General features: G+C 71.0%; 16 protein-coding genes and 1 pseudogene. 12 read left to right on the top strand and 5 right to left on the bottom strand.

Features of this window, described 5'->3' with window-relative positions:
* Positions 1-55 precede the first annotated feature (55 nt).
* Positions 56-574, bottom strand: coding sequence for a hypothetical protein (locus IC605_RS20300; protein ID WP_216328383.1), 519 nt, complete (start codon positions 572-574; stop codon positions 56-58).
* The gene (locus IC605_RS20295) at positions 571-2,082 is read right to left on the bottom strand and encodes an amidohydrolase (RefSeq protein WP_216328380.1); all 1,512 of its coding nucleotides are present in this window, start codon (positions 2,080-2,082) and stop codon (positions 571-573) included. The genes IC605_RS20300 and IC605_RS20295 overlap by 4 nt, the downstream gene beginning before the upstream one ends.
* Before the next feature lie 98 nt (positions 2,083-2,180).
* On the opposite strand from IC605_RS20295, the gene IC605_RS20290 reads away from it, so the two are divergent.
* From IC605_RS20290 to alaS, 3 genes are all read left to right on the top strand, one after another.
* Positions 2,181-3,215, top strand: coding sequence for an AfsR/SARP family transcriptional regulator (locus tag IC605_RS20290; protein WP_216328378.1), 1,035 nt, complete (start codon positions 2,181-2,183; stop codon positions 3,213-3,215).
* Between the two features lie 138 nt (positions 3,216-3,353).
* Positions 3,354-3,905, top strand: a complete 552-nt coding sequence (locus IC605_RS20285) for a hypothetical protein (RefSeq protein ID WP_216328376.1) — start codon at positions 3,354-3,356, stop codon at positions 3,903-3,905.
* Positions 3,906-4,067: 162 nt separating this feature from the next.
* Positions 4,068-7,121, top strand: a complete 3,054-nt coding sequence (gene alaS, locus IC605_RS20280) for an alanine--tRNA ligase (RefSeq protein WP_216328374.1) — start codon at positions 4,068-4,070, stop codon at positions 7,119-7,121.
* A 106-nt stretch (positions 7,122-7,227) separates the two neighbouring features.
* Here alaS and IC605_RS20275 read toward each other — a convergent pair whose 3' ends face one another.
* The gene (locus IC605_RS20275) at positions 7,228-7,596 is read right to left on the bottom strand and encodes an MmcQ/YjbR family DNA-binding protein (RefSeq protein ID WP_216328372.1); all 369 of its coding nucleotides are present in this window, start codon (positions 7,594-7,596) and stop codon (positions 7,228-7,230) included.
* A gap of 214 nt (positions 7,597-7,810) precedes the next feature.
* Here IC605_RS20275 and IC605_RS20270 point away from each other — a divergent pair, with 214 nt between their 5' ends.
* From IC605_RS20270 to IC605_RS20260, 3 genes and pseudogenes are all read left to right on the top strand, one after another.
* On the top strand, positions 7,811-8,479 hold the full coding sequence (locus tag IC605_RS20270) for a response regulator transcription factor (RefSeq protein WP_102127617.1): 669 nt from the start codon (positions 7,811-7,813) through the stop codon (positions 8,477-8,479).
* A gap of 106 nt (positions 8,480-8,585) precedes the next feature.
* Entirely contained in the window at positions 8,586-9,500 is a 915-nt protein-coding gene (locus IC605_RS20265; RefSeq protein ID WP_216328370.1) for a P1 family peptidase, read from the top strand.
* Positions 9,458-9,844, top strand: a pseudogene (locus IC605_RS20260) (HIT family protein); the annotation flags it as partial. The gene IC605_RS20265 and the pseudogene IC605_RS20260, both read left to right, overlap by 43 nt.
* 114 nt (positions 9,845-9,958) lie before the next feature.
* On the opposite strand, the gene IC605_RS20255 reads toward IC605_RS20260, so the two are convergent.
* Complete coding sequence (locus IC605_RS20255) at positions 9,959-10,699, bottom strand: GNAT family N-acetyltransferase (protein ID WP_216328369.1); 741 nt, start codon at positions 10,697-10,699, stop codon at positions 9,959-9,961.
* A 92-nt stretch (positions 10,700-10,791) separates the two neighbouring features.
* Between IC605_RS20255 and IC605_RS25280 the strand changes: the two genes are divergently transcribed.
* The 4 genes from IC605_RS25280 to IC605_RS20235 all read left to right on the top strand — a co-directional run bounded on the left by IC605_RS25280 (position 10,792) and on the right by IC605_RS20235 (position 13,914).
* Complete coding sequence (locus tag IC605_RS25280; RefSeq protein ID WP_216328366.1) at positions 10,792-11,160, top strand: MliC family protein; 369 nt, start codon at positions 10,792-10,794, stop codon at positions 11,158-11,160.
* Between the two features lie 49 nt (positions 11,161-11,209).
* Positions 11,210-11,569, top strand: a complete 360-nt coding sequence (locus tag IC605_RS20245; protein WP_216328364.1) for an MliC family protein — start codon at positions 11,210-11,212, stop codon at positions 11,567-11,569.
* Positions 11,570-11,726: 157 nt separating this feature from the next.
* Positions 11,727-12,887 carry a DUF418 domain-containing protein gene (locus tag IC605_RS20240; protein WP_216328362.1) on the top strand — a complete coding sequence of 387 codons (1,161 nt, stop codon included), beginning with the start codon at positions 11,727-11,729 and terminating at the stop codon, positions 12,885-12,887.
* Between the two features lie 232 nt (positions 12,888-13,119).
* A complete protein-coding gene (locus IC605_RS20235) occupies positions 13,120-13,914 on the top strand; it encodes an AIM24 family protein (protein WP_216328360.1) in 795 nt (264 codons plus the stop codon).
* 93 nt (positions 13,915-14,007) lie between these two features.
* On the opposite strand, the gene IC605_RS20230 is transcribed toward IC605_RS20235, so the two are convergent.
* Positions 14,008-14,481 (bottom strand): hypothetical protein, encoded by a 474-nt coding sequence (locus tag IC605_RS20230; protein ID WP_216328358.1) that lies wholly within the window; start codon positions 14,479-14,481, stop codon positions 14,008-14,010.
* Between the two features lie 40 nt (positions 14,482-14,521).
* On the opposite strand from IC605_RS20230, the gene IC605_RS20225 reads away from it, so the two are divergent.
* Both IC605_RS20225 and hemW read left to right on the top strand, forming a co-directional pair.
* Positions 14,522-15,010, top strand: coding sequence for a hypothetical protein (locus IC605_RS20225; RefSeq protein WP_216328356.1), 489 nt, complete (start codon positions 14,522-14,524; stop codon positions 15,008-15,010).
* A gap of 56 nt (positions 15,011-15,066) precedes the next feature.
* Entirely contained in the window at positions 15,067-16,227 is a 1,161-nt protein-coding gene (hemW, locus tag IC605_RS20220; protein WP_343216677.1) for a radical SAM family heme chaperone HemW, read from the top strand.
* The last annotated feature ends 21 nt before the right edge of the window (positions 16,228-16,248 follow it).

Here is a 16,248-nt window from a genome sequence, read left to right as displayed (position 1 = left end):
GAGAGGCTGAGCGTGACAAGCGGCTCAGCCTCTCTTCTTTTCTGGGTGCTTGAGTTCAGCGAAGTGGCGACACGAACCAGTGGCCCGAGGCTACGACCTCCTCATCCCAGGCAGGCAGTGACAGCAGATTCATAAGCGATATGCTGAGCGTCTTGAATCCCACTTGACTTGAACCGACCACGTCATGAGCCGCAGCACACAGATAGAGCGAGCCGCAGGGCAAGGTGGCTAAGTCGTGGGTGATACCGTCCACGACAGTAGCCTGAAATTCTTCAGGTAGGCCGGGGCGACGATAAGGCTCTTGATATGGTGAAAGGGAGTCAACGACGGGTACAGGCAGGTGCAGGAGAAATGCTTTCTCCCGATGCGGAATGAAACTGCCGCCAAGCAGGCCGTAACGGTTGACGTTAAGCGGAAACCTTTGACTCAGCGCCGCCGTTCGTTCTGCCCAAATCACATTCGCCGGAAATGTCAGCGGCTTGGGGTCCACTGTTGCAAGATTCTCGGTGGGCAGCTCATTCAACCAGACATCAACCTCACGTCCGTTCGGCGGCCAACGCAATTCGTACTTCACAGCACCAGCGCCCGCGCGTTCCCCCCCAGCCTATCCCAGAGGGTGAAGGCCGCCCGCGCCCCGGGCCGGATGACCCCCTCGTCGTCCCACCCGGCGGCGAGGGCGGGACCGCGCGTGTGGGCCCACAGCACGTCCATCTCGGTCAGCGCCTCCTGCGGGGCGAGGGGATGGCCCTCGTCGTCGCGGCGGGTGAGGGCGGCGGCGAAGTTGGCGCGGTACTCGGGTGGGGCGACCGGAGCGTCCGACCCGAAGGCGAGGATGGCCCCGGCGCCTTGCAGGCTGCGGAAGGGATAGCTCGTCCCCGCCAGGTGCGGCAGCAGGGAGCGGATGAGGGGCCCGTCCGCGTGCAGGTGGATGGGCTGCACCCCCGCCGCGATGCCCCGGAAGCGGGGGAGGTCCTCGGGCCGGAGGTGCTGGGCGTGCTCGATCCGCAGGGGGATGTTCTTCTGAGCGGCGAGGTCGCGCAGGCTGTCATAGGCGTCCAGCACCTCCGTGTTCGCCCGGTCGCCGATGGCGTGGGTGACGGGGGCGAGGCCCAGCCGCAGCGCCTCCGCGCCCAGCTCGCGGATCAGCTCCGGTGAATCGAGCGGGATGCCCGTGCCGCTGCCGTCCGCGAAGCCGGGGGCGTGCAGCCAGGCGGTGCGGCTGCCCAGCGCCCCGTCCGCGAAGAACTTGACCCCGCCCCACTGGAAGAGGCCGCCCGGGTTCCGTCCCACGCCGAGGTCCCGCGCGAGTCCCAGCCGCTCGTGGGGGAGGGTGGCCCACACCCGCAGCGGCAATTCCCCCCGCGCAGCGAGCGTCTGGAGCGCGCGCGGCGCGTCCGGCGCCTCGAAGGCCATCGTGTGCGCGCTGACGTACCCGCGCGAGGCGAGGTCGTCCGCCCCCGCCTTCGCCGCCCGCAGGTACTCCGCCTCGCTGGGAACGGGCATCGCGTTCGCAGCGAGTTCGGTCGCGCTCTCCAGCAACGTGCCCAGGGGCCGGACGATCACGCCGCCCTCGGGGTTCGGGGTGCTGTCGTTGATGCCCGCCAGCCGCAATGCGAGCGAGTTCGCCCAGGCGAGGTGCAGGTCGCGCGAGTACAGCAGGACGGGGTGGTGGGGGCTCACCTCGTCCAGAGCCCTGACCGTGGGGTACCCGTTCAGGCCCAGCTCGGCCAGCAGGAAGCCGCCACCGCGAATCCAGGTTCCGGCAGGGGTGTTGAGCACCCGTTGCAGCACCCGCGCCTGCACCTCGGACACGCTTCTCGCCCCGTGCAGGCCGAGTTCGGAGAGCGAGAACCCGTAGGAGACAAGGTGGATGTGGGCGTCGCTCATCCCCGGCGTCAGGGTCAGGTCGCGGTGGTCGAGCACCTGGGCGCGCGGGGCGAGGGCCGCGACCTCCTCCCGCGTGCCGACCGCGAGCACCCGCCCACCCCCGACGAGGACGGCCTGGGCTTGCGGCCGCGTGTCGTCGAGCGTCAGGGCCCGGGTGTGAATGACCGTCAGGGGGTGGGCGAGCGGTGCTGTCATCCCCCCAGCCTAGACGAGTCGGGCGGTGAGGCAAAGGTCCGCTCAAAAATGACGGGTTTTCCACCCACAATTCTCACGGAATGACTAGACTGTCAGTCATGCCGCGCATCCTCGTGGTGGATGACGACGCCGCCATCCTCAAGCTCATCAGCGTGATTCTCACCCGTGCGGGCCACGAAGTCCGCACCAGCCGCCACCCCGTCGAGGCCCTCGACCTCCTGAAGGTGTTTACCCCCGAACTCGTGATCAGCGACGTGGTGATGCCCTACATGACCGGGCTGGAGTTTTTGGAGCAGGTCCGCACCCACGCCCAACTGAGCGCCCTGCCCTTCGTGCTGCTCTCCAGCCACGCCGAGCGCGGCGACGTCAGAAGGGGCATGAACCTCGGCGCCGACGACTACCTGCCCAAGCCCTTCACCCCGCAGGACCTGACGACCGCCGTGGACGCTCGACTCCGCCGCGCGGGCCTGAGCCTGCAAAGCGAGAGCGCGATGGAGGCCCGGGCGCTCGGCACCGCGCAGGTCGTGTGGCAGGGTGCGGCCGTGTCCTGGGTGTCGCGCAAGGCGCTCGAACTGTTCTTTTACCTGCTGGAGCACAGGGAAGTCACCTCCTGGGAGGCCGCCGAGGCGCTGTGGCCCGAGAAGGACGAGGCGCGGGCGAGCAGCCTCTTCCACACCACCCTGCACAGGTTGCGCCGCAGCCTGAGCAACGAGGCGGTCGTGAGCACCAACCGCCGCTACGCCCTCGCCGCCGACCTCAGCCCCACCTACGACGTGTCGCGCTACGAACTCCTCGCCGCCCAGGCCGAGCAGGGGGCGCTAGGGCTGGAGGAACTGCGCGAACTCACCGGCATGTACGGCAATTTTCTCCCCGGTGCCGACAGCCCCTGGGTGGACGACGTACGTGCCCGGCTGGAGCAAAAACAGTTCAGCATTCTCGGCCACGCGGCCAAGGCCGCCGCCGCCGCCGGACGCGCCAAGGACGCCGCGCAGTTCCACCAGCGCGCCCTCGCCATCGACCCCATGAGCGAGCCCGACTGGCAGGGCCTGACCCAGGCGCTGAGCACCATCGGCGACCCGCGCTCCCGCCTCGCCGCGCAGAGGGAGGCGTGGTGGGCGGTGGACCTGGACTGACGGTGAGGGCAGGCGGCGGGCGGGTCTGGTCGCGTGACCGGCCCGTCCGCTCCCATGAGGCCCCAGGACCCCCATGCCCCAACCCGGTTTGGCGGCCCTCTCACCCCAGGGCGCGGGCCCGACCCCAGACTGGCGCTCATGAGGCACCTTCTTTTTCCCACCAAGGATGCGGCCGACGCCTTCATCGCCGACCTCCGCGCGCAGGGCCTGATCCAGCCCGAGGTCGGCCACGTCACCGTCAACCGCCGCATGACCGACGCCACGCGGCAGATGGAGGCGGGCTCCACGACCACCGGGACGGCAGGTGCGGGAGAGGTGGACACCGCCCACGAGGCTGGCCGGGGAGCCGTCGAGGGCACGGGCATCGGCGCCGCTGCGGGGGCGGTGGCCGGGGTGATCGGGTCGGTGGCGACGGTGGCGACGGGCGGCCTGGCCCTGCCCGTCATCCTGGGCATGACGGCGCTCGGCAGCGGCGTGGGCGCGGCGGTGGGCGCGGTCGCCGGTGGGGCGACGGCGGAAGGCACCGGGGGCGTCGGCGACACGAGCGGGTCCTACGACGTGAGTGACGATCAGCACGACCGCCTCAGCAGCGGCCTGTCGGGCGGTGGCCGCGCCGTCGCCGTCGAGGACTCGGTTCCGGCGGACGCGGTGGCAGCGGCAGCGGCGCGGCACGGGGGCCAGTTCGTCTGAGGCTCGGTTTCTTTCAAGGGGCGAGGCGGCGGCTTCGCCTCTTTTCGTTGGAATGCGAGTGCCTTTGCTGGGATCAACGAGAAGGCACATCGGCCATCCGGCGCACGCCCAAGCGTGTACACGGCGGATTCGCCGCCCACCCCCGCCGATATACTCTCCGCCATGACCGCGCCCCTCACCACCTTTGAAATTCGGGAGAAGTACCTGCAATTCTTCGAGAGCAAGGGGCACCTGCGTCTGCCCAGCCACTCGCTGATCGCCCCCGACCCCACCACCCTCTTCACGGTCGCGGGGATGCAGCCCTTCAAGCCACAGTTCATGGGCGCGCCCGCCAAGTTCCCGGGCTACGGCGAGAGCAAGCGGGTCACGACCGCGCAGAAGTGCATCCGGGTGGGCGACATCGAGAACGTGGGGCGCACCCGACGGCACCTCAGCCTCTTCGAGATGATGGGCAACTTCTCCTTCGGGGACTACTTCAAGCGCGAGGCGATCCTCTGGGCGTGGGAGTTCCTGACCGGCCCCGAGTGGATGGGCATGGACCCGGCCAGGATGTATGTCACCATCTACGAGGACGACGACGAGGCGTTCGGGTACTGGACCCAGGAGGTCGGCCTGCCCGCCGAGCACATCCACCGCTTCGGCGCCGACGAGAACTTCTGGCCCGCCGACGCGCCCCTCAAGGGACCGAACGGGCCGTGCGGGCCTTGTTCGGAGATTTACTACGACCGGGGCCCGGCCTACGGTGACGATACCTGGGCTGATTACGCCCAGACCCGCGAGAGCGCTCGCTTTCTGGAGGTCTGGAACCTCGTCTTCCCGCAGTATGACCGCCAGGACCCGCGAGAAGACGGCACGCCCGTCCTCGCCGACCTGCCTTTCAAGAACATCGACACCGGCATGGGGCTGGAGCGCGTGGCGAGCGTCGTGCAGGACGTGCCCGACTTCTACTCCAACGACGTGTTCCGGCCCATCGTCGAGCGGGTGGCCGAACTCAGCGGCAAGCCGTACGAGGGCGAGGTCAGCGTCTCCCACCGCGTCGTCGCCGAGCACATCCGCAGCGTGAGCATGACGGTGGCGGACGGGGTGGCGCTGAGCAACACCGGGCGCGGGTACGTGATCCGCAAGATTCTGCGCCGCGCGAGCCGTCACGCCTACCTCCTCGGCCTGCGCGAGCCGACGCTCTACAAGCTCGTGCCCCTCGTCGTCGAGAAGATGGGCGGCGCGTACCCCGAACTGGTGACGGAGGAGGCGCGGGTGACGGCGGCCATCCGGGCGGAGGAGGAGCGGTTCTTGAAAACGCTGGAGAGCGGGATGCCTCTAGTAGAAAAGTCGATAGCAGAGTCCATGAGTGGTTCACTGGATGGCGTCCGTCGCATTCAAGAGCTTATGTCTTCTCCAGAATTTTCGAGGGCCATTCGAGATAGTAATGTTCAACTACTCGAAACGCTGAAAAGTATCCAGTCAAGTCCAGTTCTTGAGAGTATCAAGCAGACCCAAAAACAATTATCTTCTGCATCTCATATCGCCTCTATTGAAACCATCCGAGATAACAATAAGATTTTAGCGCAAGCCTTACGCAAAACTCAGGAAAGCCCTTTAGCAGAGAGCCTTCGACGTTTACAAGAGCAATTCAAGGCGAGCGGTCTCGATACTTCTATCTCGCAAACCCCACAATTCGGCGAAAGCATTAAATCTACGCTCTCCTCCCTTGAACCTAAGTTGAAAGGCGAAGTGGCATTTCAACTGTCTGATACTCACGGCGTTGCATTGGATTTAACAAAGGAGATCGCCGAGGAGTACGGCGTCAGCGTGGACGAGGCCGGGTACGCCGAGAGCCTGGAGAAAGCGCAGGAACTCGCGCGGGCCGGGAGCAAGTACGGCAAGTCCGAACTCTTCGGCGGCGGGCAGGAGGCGCTGGAGGGGCTGCCGCCAACGCAATTTGTCGGCTACGACGACCTCGACACGCAGGGCGAGGTGCTTGCCATCGTCGGTGCGGGCGAGCGGCTGGACCACCTGACGGCGGGCAGCGAGGCGACCGTCGTCCTCTCGCGCACGCCCTTTTACGCGGAGGGCGGCGGCGAGGTCGGGGACACGGGCGTGCTGGAGTGGGAGGGGGCCAACGGTCAGGCGGGACGCGGCCTGGTGCGCGACACCCGCAAGACGCCGGGCGGCGTGTTCCTCCACGACGTGCTGGTGGAGGAGGGGACCCTGACCCCCGGCCTGACGGTGCGCGCCCTCGTCGCCCCCGAGCGGCAGGCGATCCAGCGGCACCACACGGCCACCCACCTCCTGCACGCGGCCCTGCGCGCGGTGCTGGGCTCGGGCGTGCGGCAGGCGGGCTCGCTCGTCGCCCCGGACCGCCTGCGCTTCGACTTCAGCCACGGCGCGGCGCTGAGCGCGGACGAGATCGCGGCGGTCGAGCGGCTGGTCAACCGCTGGGTGACGGCCAATTTCCCGGTGACGTGGCGCGAGATGCCGCTGGAGGAGGCGCGGGCGGCGGGGGCCACGGCCCTCTTCGGCGAGAAGTACGGCGACCGGGTGCGGGTGGTGAGCGTCGAGGGCGGCGTGCCCTTCGAGGGGCGGACGGTGACGAGCAAGGAGCTGTGCGGCGGGGCGCACGTGGCCCGCACCGGGGACATCGGCGCCTTCGTGATGGTGTCCGACGAGAACGTGGCGGCGGGCGTGCGCCGCATCGAGGCGCTGGCGGGCGAGGCGGCGAGCACCTGGGTCCGCGAGCGCCTGAACACGGCGGGCCGGGTGGCCGGGCTGCTGAACACCAACCTTGACGGGCTGGAGGGGCGCGTTTCTGGCTTGCAGGCCGCGCTCAAGTCTGCACAGCAGGAAGCGGCACAGGCCCGGCGTCAACTCGCCGAGGCGCAGATGGGCGGGGGAAGCGGCGTGGCCTCCCAGGTGCGCGAGCTGGGCGGCTTCAAGGTCGCGGCGCTGCGGCTCTCCGGCATCGAGGGCAATGAGCTGCGCGGGGCCGCCGACAAGCTGCTGGACGGGAGCGGTGCCGACCTCGCCGTGATCGCCAGCGACAAGGGGCTGGTCGTCAAGGCGACGAAGGACGCGGTGAGCCGGGGCGCGCACGCGGGGCAACTCGTGGGCAGGCTCGCCGCCGCCGCCGGGGGCAAGGGCGGGGGCAGGCCCGACATGGCGCAGGCGGGGATTCAGAACCCGGAAGCGGCGTTGGGGGCGCTGGAGACGGCGTTCTAGCCCCTCGAAAACAGGAATGGAGAAAGCTGGGGCCGATGCTCCGGCTTCTTTCCTTTGCGGTGCGCCCTGGGAAAAGGACAGGTCGCCGTCCCCAACGACACCCCTCTCACCCCAGCCCCAGTTCCGCCCGCTCGGCCCGCGTCATGCCGCGCACGACGAGCGCGTGGCTGCCCGCCAGCAGTTCCCGCAGCAGCGTGTCCGGCACCGTGCCGTCGAGCGTGACCGTCACCCAGTGGCGCTTGTTGAGGTGATACCCGGGGGCAATGGCGGCGTACTCGGCGCGCAAGTCCTCGCCCCGTTCCGGCGTGACCTTCACGGACAGGCTCGCCGGGTCGGCCAGGATGTCGGTCAGCGCGTACATCTTGCCGTCCGGTCCGCCCACCTTGAACACCAGAGTCGTTTCACCGAAGGGGAAGGTCTCCCGCGAGTGGGGAAGGGCCGCCGCCGCCGCTCGCACCTCGCCGATAGAACGCATGGGGGCAGCGTAGCCAGCTCGCAAGGGCCGGGGCTCGGGGAGAAGGCCTCCTCCGGGCGGAAAACGGTGCACAGAACAGAAAAGTGACGTGCTGACGGGCCTTTTTCGGCGGCGGTGTTAAGGGAGCATAAACCGGGGCAGTTCCCGCCTCCCTCTCTCCGGCCCCTACGATGGCGGGAAACAGGCTTATCGCCGGGAGAAAAAGGCATACCTCATGGACCAACGTATCCTGCTGATCGAAGACAATCCCGATATCACCCGCGTCGTCCAGTACGAGCTGGAGCAGGCCGGGTACAAGGTGCTGACCGCCCCCGACGGGGTGACGGGTCTGACGAGCGCCCGCGAGAACAGCCCCGAACTCGTCATCCTCGACCTCGGCCTGCCCGACTTCGACGGCGCCGAGATCGCCCGCCGCCTGCGCAAGACGAGCAGTGTGCCCATCATCATCCTGACCGCGATGGACGCCGTGGACCGCAAGGTCAACCTCCTGGAGGCGGGCGCCGACGACTACATGACCAAGCCCTTCCACCCGGAGGAACTCGTCGCCCGGGTCAAGGTGCAGCTTCGCCACCAGCAACACGGCGAGGTGATCTCCATCGGCGCCCTCGAAATCCACCCGCAAAAGCGGCTGTGCCACTACAACGGCCACGAGGTCCGTCTCTCACCCAAGGAGTTCGACCTCCTGACCTTCCTGGCCCGCCAGCCGGGCCGCGTGTATTCGCGCGCCGAGATCGAGCGCGAGGTCTGGAACGGCGAGCTGCCCAGCAACTCCAACGTGGTGGACGTGCACATGGCGAACATGCGCGCCAAGCTGCGCGACCTCGACGGGTACGGGATCATCCGCACGGTGCGCGGCATCGGGTACGCGCTGAAGACGCCTTAGAAGCGGTTCGCTCTCAGCGATCAGCAGAAGCGCCCTGGGGGAGTCCCCGGGGCGCCGTCGTTGCGTCGTCTCCTCGGCCATGTGCCCGGCGTGCTGCAATACGGGAATGACCCTGCCCAATTCCACCCTCACCGCCGTGCCCGGCTTTCGCGTGGGCCACTGGACCGACTCCGTGGGCCAGACGGGCTGCACGGTGATCCTCTGCCCCGACGGGGGCGCGGTCGCCTCCGCGAGTTTTCTCGGGCCAAGTCCGGGCACGCGCGAGGGGGTGCTGCTCTCGCCCGAGAAGAAGGTCGAGCGGGTCCACGCCCTGCTGCTGACGGGCGGGAGTGCCTTCGGTCTCGCGGCGGCGAGCGGCGTGGTGCGGGTGCTCGAAGAACGCGGGGTCGGACACGAGACGCCCTGGGCGCGCGTGCCCCTCGTCCCGGCGGCGGTGGTCTACGACCTCGGGGTGGGGGACCCCCGGGCCCGCCCCGGCGAGCGCGAGGGCGAGGCGGCGGCCCGGTCGGCGTCGGACGCCCCGGTCGGGCGCGGACGGGTGGGCGCGGGCACGGGCGCCACGGCGGGCAAGTACCTGGGGCAGGACTTCACCGTGCCGGGCGGCCTGGGCAGCGTCTTCGTGGAGCGCCACGGCGTCCGGGTCGGGGCGCTGGCGGTCGTCAACCCCATCGGGGACGTGCTCGACGAGCGCGGCGGCGTGCTGGCCGGGCCGGGTGTGGGGCCGGGGGCGGCGGCCTTCGGGGGCGGCACCGTCACGCCGGGCGACGTGGAGAGCACCACCCTCGTCGCCGTCGCCACCGAGCACACGCTCACCAAGAACGAGGCCCGCCGCCTCGCCGACGCCGCGCAGACCGCGCTGGGCCGGGTGATCCACCCCAGCCACACCTTCTGGGACGGGGACAGCGCTTTCGTCCTGAGCGCCTGCACCCTGCCCCCCGCCGATCCCATGCTCCTCGGCGCCCTCGTGCAGGAGGCGGTGTGCGCGGCGGTGCGGGACGCGGTGCGGACGGCGAGAGGGTGACCCACGCCCCGTCCGGCTACGTCTGCCCCTTCTGCCTCCTCGCGGCGGGGGTGGTGAATGGGCACGTCTGGAGCCGCGAGAGCGACGTGGTATACCGGGACGCCCAGGTCATCGCCCTGATCGCGGCGAAGCAGTGGCCGGGCACGCCGGGGCACGTCCTGGTCATTCCCACCGCTCATCACGAGAACCTCTCCACCCTCCCGGACGACCTCGGCGCGCGGATTCACGCCCTGTCGCGCCGGGTGGCCCTCGCCATGAAGGCCGCGTACGGCTGCGAGGGTGTGAGCTTGCGGCAGCACAACGAACCCACCGGAAATCAGGACGTGTGGCATTATCACGTCCACGTCTTTCCACGCTGGGCGGGCGACGACCTGTCCCTGACCCACGGTGCGGTGATGCCCGCCCAGCGGCGAGCCGGGTACGCGGCGCGGTTGACGGCGCACCTCGGTCCCCCACATTCACTCCCGCGTGAAGGTCAGCCGCGCACCCGCCAGCGCGAACCCGGCGCGGCGCACGTTGCGCTCGCTGCCGCTTTCCGGCGTGACGAACACGCTGGCGAGGTCGGCTCCCATGCGGGCGGCGAGATGCAGCCGCGCGGCGAGGAGGGCCGTCTGGACCCCCCGGCCCCGCCACCCCGGCAGGGTCGCGGCGCTGTAGAACGCGGCGATTCCTCCTTGCAGGCTCAGGGCCGCCACCCCGGCGGGCACCCCCTCCACCCCCGCGACGAGGCGGCGCGTGCCCGTCAGGCGGGCGTTCACCCGCATGACTCCCTCGCTGCCCGCCCCGAAGCCCCGCGCGGCGAGGTCCGCCCAGGCGTCCGGGTCGGGCTCCTCGCGGACGTCCAGGTCGGGGGGCGGGGGCAGGTGCGTCAGGTCGTGGGTGTAGGCGTGCAGCACATGGTCGAGCGCGTACCCGCGCGCCCGGAGGAGGGGCAGCAGGGGCGGCGCGGCGTGCGACAGGACGTGCAGGGTGGCCCGCTCCCCGCGCGCCGCGCTGAAGGTCTCGAAGGCGTTCAGGTCCGGCTCCGTGAGCCCCGCGCCTCCGTCGTGCCAGGCGGCGTTGACGGGCAGGTCAGGCCCGGCGTGCGCGGCGACGAGCGGGCCGAAGCGCTCCACCCCCCCGAACTCGCGGTAACGCCCCTGCCCCGCTGCCTCCGCACGGGCGAGGCGGGCGAGGGAGTCGGGCACCGGGGGGGTCACGTCGTCAGCGTACCCGGTGCGCCCGGCCCGGTGGGTCGGACAGAAACCGTGGGCGCCTCCACCCTGGGAGAGCGGTGTGAAATACTCGGCACGTGAACCCCTTCACTGTGGTTTTGCGGGTCGGCCTCTGCCTGACGGCGCTGCTCCCGGCGGGCGGCACGGCGTTCGCCGACGGTGCGCCCGGCCTCACCACGGCCTCTGCCCCGGCGGGCCAGGACCGGGTGATCGAGCGGGTCGTCTTCCGCTGTCAGGGGGGCGTGCGCGTGCAGGTGACCCGGATGCCGAACCGGGCCCGGATCGAGTTCGCGGGGCAGACCCGGACCCTCGACCTCGCCGACGGGGTGAACGGGGTGCGTTACCGCAGCGGCGGCTTCGCCTGGGTCAACGACGGCAAGGTCGCCTCCATGCAGAACACCCGCAGCGGGGCCCAGCCCGTCAGCGGCTGCGTGCGCGTCAACTGACCGCGAGGGGGGCGGCGCGTCCCCCCGCCCGATGTGAAATACTCGGCCCATGACTTCCCCTGCCGCGGCCCTGCGTGTCGGTCTGTGTTCGTCGGTTCTGCTCGGGGTGGGTGGAACCGCCCTCGCCGACGGTGGGCCCGCCGCCCCCACCACGGCGGGCGGGGAACAGGTGCTCGGGCGGGCGACCTTTCGCTGCCAGGGCGGCGTGCGCGTGCAGGTGACCCTGCTGCCGAACCGGGCCCGGGTGCAGTTCGCCGGTCAGACTCGGATTCTGAATCAGGCCGACGGGGTGGGGGGCGTGCTGTACCAGGGCGGCGGCTTCGCCTGGGTCAGCACCGGCGGGGTCGCCTCCATGAAGGAGGTCCGCAGCGGCCGACTCGCCCTGAGGGGTTGCGTGCAGGTGAGCTGAGGCGTGGGCGGCTCCCGGGCAGACCCCGGGCCGGGGGAAACTCGGCTGCATAGCTTGACGCTCCGTGTATAGGACGCTCTCTTCTTTCCATCACCGCCCGAGGGGCGGTTTTTTCTTGCCCCGTCCCTGGGACGCTCCCGCGCGCTAGCCTGCGCCCATGAGCCTCGTTTCCCCGCCGGATCAGGCCCCTGCCCCCGAGACCGGCCCGCCGCGCCCGGTGGGGGTGGGGGAACGCGCGGCCCTGCCCGACGTGCTGCGGGGGCTCGCGCTGCTGGGCATCTTGATCGTGAACGTGCAGACCTTCGCGGGCTTCCGCGAGTGGCAGCAGCGGGGCGTGGACGGGGTGGTGCAGGTGCTGACCGACGTGCTCGTGAACGGGCGGGCGATCAGCCTCTTCGCCATGCTGTTCGGGTGGGGGACGGCGGGGCTGCTCGCGCGGCACGGGGCCGGGACGCTGCTGCGGCGGCTGGCGGTGCTGCTCGTGATCGGCACGGCGCACTTCGTGTTCGTGTGGCACGGGGACATCATCTCCAACTACGCGCTGCTGGCAGTGGCGCTGCTGCTGGGCGCGCGCATGACGGCCCGCGAACTCGTCACCCTCGCGGGGGCGCTGGGGGGCTGGTGGCTGCTGCTGGGGCTGCTGGCGGGCGTCGGCAGCCTCGCGGGCCCGGTGCGCCCCCGGTTCGACGGGCTGCCCGACCTCACGCCCGGCATGACCTACGGGCAGGTCGTGGCCGACCGCGCGGCGGAGTTCCAGTCCAACCTGATCGGGGGCAGCGTGTACAACGGCCTGTGGCTCGTGGCGCTCTTCTGCCTGGGGGCCGCCGCCGGGCGCGCGGGAGTGCTCACCCGCCCGCAAGACCACCTGCCGCTGCTGCGCCGCCTCGCCACCTACGGCCTGATGATCGGCCTGCCGCTGGGCGTGCTCCTCGCGTGGCTCAACACCGGGGGCACCCAGACCGCCGGGCTGCTCGCCATCCCCGTCCGCATGGGCGGCGGCCTCGCCTCGGCGCTGGGGTACGCCGGGGTGCTGGGGCTGCTCGCCGCGCGGGGGAGCCTGGGGCCGCTGAAAGCCTTCGCGGCGAGCGGACGGCTCGCCATGACCAACTACATCGCCCAGAGCCTGATCATGACGACCGTGTTCTACCCCTACGCGGGCGGGGGGTACGGGCGCTGGGGAGCCGCCGCCGCCGTGCTCCTCGCCCTCGCGGTCGGCCTCGCGCAGGTGCCGCTGAGCGCGTGGGTGCTACGCCGCTTCGGCACCGGACCGCTGGAGGCCCTCACCCGCGTCCTGGTGTACGGCCGCGCCCGGCGTTAGGACCTTGGCTGGAAGAAAAACGGTCGCCCTGAGCGCGGGCGAAGGGTCTCGCACACGATGTCAGGAGGTTTTGCCCGCTCTCGGCAGCACCGCTGGCACGGTCAATCTCTCCAGGGTGACGCGAAGTGAAGTCACCGCAGGGAAAGCGCGGCAACCCGGCGCGGCGCCACCTTCTTTGCGCCTCCCGGTCCGCCCCCGGAACCTGGAGCCCACCCGGCGCGTACTCCCTGGCATGGAATTTATCTGGAAGGCCCGCACGGTGCGCGAGATCGGCGGCGAGGGCGCCCGCCTGGAGGTTGTCGAGCACACCGCCCACCCCGCCGAGGCCCCGCTGGAGGGCTACCTCCAACCCGTGACCCGCCCCGCGCCCTGGCGGCAGCTCACCCTGCACCTGGGAGGAGGCACGGCGGTCCTCGAACCCGGCGCCCTCCAGTCCCTGCGCGGCGAGATCGAGCTGAGCGCGAGCGTGGCGGGCGGCGGAGGCGGGCTGGGCGGCCTGCTGCGCGGGGCGGTCACGGCGGCGGCGACCGGCGAGGGCCTGTACAAGACCGTTTACCGGGGCGCGGGCGTGATCCACACCGAGCCCACGCGGCTGCACCTCCTCCTCGGCGAGCTGCGCGGCGAGGAAGTGATCGTGGACGACGGCGCCTTCGTCGCCTGCGTGGGGGACGTGACGGTGGGGCGGCACGTCAACCGGGGCCTGAGCGCCGCCCTCGGCAGCGGGGAGGGGCGGGTGCAGCCCAAGCTCTCGGGCACGGGTGTCTTCGCCCTGCAAAGCCCCGTCCACCCGGACGAGTTTCAGGTTCTCGACCTCCGGGACGAGACCCTCAAGGTGGACGGCAACCTCGTCGTGGCGTACACGGGCGGCCTGACCTTCAGCGTCGAGAAGAGCGCGCGCGGCCTGCTCGGCAGCGGGCGGACGGGCGAGGGTTACGTGCAGGTCTACCGGGGCAGCGGGCGGGTATGGTTCGCCCCCACCCTGCCGCTGCGCCTGCCCCCCGCCCTCACGCCGACACTGGGTGCATAGGGTTGACACCCCCTGCATCCCACGCTATTTTTTGACTATCAGCGTCCGGAGAGGGCGCTTTTTTGTTGCCCCTCCCCGGCATTGCGGGCACGGTCAGGTCGGTCCCGGCGCCGCCAGCCGTGCGGCCTCGACCAGCGCGGCCAGCCGCTCCAGCCGCCCCCGCAGCGCCAGGAGGTAGACGGCGGGCTCGACCTCCTCCCCGAAGGTCCAGACCCGCAGATGGTCCGGGGCGGCGAGCACGCGGTCCAGCAGGTCGAGCGTCCGGGTGCGGGTGGCGCGGGCCTCCTCCAGCAGTTCCGGCAGGCCCATCTCCGCGAGCGGCGCGGTGAGGCGGTGGGGCAGGTCCGCCGCGCGCTCGCCCAGGCCGATCCGCATCTCCATGCCCATCTTGCGCTCCATGCCGATCACGCGCCGCAGGGTGTCCTCGGCCCCGGCTCCCCAGCCGTCGGCGGCCAGGAGAGCCCGGTACACGGCGGTCCCCTCCTCCAGCTCGGCGCGCACCTGTGCGGGTGGGGTCACGGCGGCCTGCGCTCGGAGGGCCTCCAGGGGGTGAGGGTCGCCCGTCATGTCGGGCAGTATTCCACCCCACCCCGCTATCCTGAGCGCGATGAGGCACACGGGCACCTGGACGGACATCTACGGCTCGGCCCACGCGACCTTCGAGGGACGCGCCGGGGGGCACCGCTGGCTGGTCGCCGCCCCACCGGACCTCGCCGCCGGGGTGCCCGACCAGCTCACCTCCCTCGACGGCAAGGGCCGCGCCGACCTCCTCGTCCACGACGGCCTGACCCCCCTTCTCGCCGCCCTGCGCGAACTGGAGCCACGCGGGGTCCTCGTCGTCGCGCCGCTCGCCTTGGGTTCCGGCCCCGCCGTGACCGTGCCGGAGCGGGTGGTGGACGACCTGGACGGCACCCCCTACCGCGAGGGGGGCGAGTACCCGGCGTGGCAGGGCGACCTACCCCTCGCGGGCGAGTCGGGCGAGAACGAGGCCGCGAGCGCCGTCTCCGAGGCGGGCGTGCCCGTCGTCGTCACCACGCCGGACGGGGTGCGCGCCGCCCTCGAAGCCTGGATGGACGCCACGCCGCACGGTCGGTAGGGCCAAAAGCGACCGCGTACCGCACGCCCCGCCCGGCCTCCCCCTACACTTCCCGCGTGACGGCCCCCCACCCCGACTCCACCGTGCGCCACCTCTACGTGCACGTGCCCTTCTGCCCGACCATCTGCCCGTACTGCGACTTCCACGTCCTGACGCGGCGGGCCGGGCTGGTCGAGCGGTATCTGGAGGGCATCGAGGCGGAGGCGGCCCGGCTGGCGCAGGGGTACGCGGTGGACCTCGACACGGTGTACCTGGGGGGCGGCACCCCGAGCTTCCTGCGGGACGCGGAGCTGGCGGCTCTCGTCGGCAGCGTCCGGCGTCACCTGGGCTGGGGCCGGACCGAGAACACGCTGGAGGTGAACCCCGGCACCGTGTCCCCCGAGCGCGCGGCCCACTGGCGGGCCCTCGGCTTCGGTCGCGCCTCCGTCGGCGTGCAGAGCCTCGACGACGCGACGTTGAAGTTCCTGGGCCGCCAGCACGACGCCCAGCAGGCGCGCGAGGCCGTGACCACGCTGATCGGCGCGGACTTCCGGGTCAGCGGCGACCTGATCACCGCCGTGCCGGGTCAGCCTCTGGAGTCGGACATTCGCGGCCTGGTGGACCTCGGCGTCGGGCACGTGAGCGCCTACACCCTGACGGTCGAGCCCGGCACCGAGTTCGCCCGGCGGGGCGTGACCGTCGAGGAGGACGACGAGCGCGAGGGCTTCGAGCGCACCGAGGCCCTGCTGGGCGCCCTCGGCTTCACCCGCTACGAGGTCAGCAACTACGCGCGCCCCGGCGAGGAGTCGCGGCACAACCTCGCCTACTGGCACAACCGCCTCTACCTGGGGCTGGGACCGGGCGCGGCGGGGCATTACCCGGCCAGTGGGAACGGCTTCCTCTCCCGCCGCTGGACCAATCCCCATCTCCACGACTGGCTGGCGGGCGAGCGGCCCGAGGTGCAGGACGTGGACGCCGCCGAGTTCGTCACCGACGCCCTCTTCATGGGCCTGCGGCTGCGGGACGGGGTGGACCTCGCCGAGTTGTCGGGCCGCTCGGGGGTGGACGTGCGTGGGGCCTACGCCGAACCTATCGCGGCCAACGTGCGGCGGGGCCTGCTCATGCTGGAGGGCGAACGGCTGTGCGCGACGCCGCAGGGGTGGTGGGCGCTCAACCGCGTGGTGACGGACTTCCTGGAGGAGCCCGGCGCCGCACTCACCACTTCCAGTCGTCAATGAACCCTTCACGACTTTCGACGG

This window comes from Deinococcus aestuarii (genome assembly GCF_018863415.1).
Classification (GTDB): Bacteria; Deinococcota; Deinococci; order Deinococcales; family Deinococcaceae; genus Deinococcus; species Deinococcus aestuarii.
Note: the sequence above shows the minus strand (reverse complement) of the source record. Positions and strands in the feature narration are given on the sequence as shown.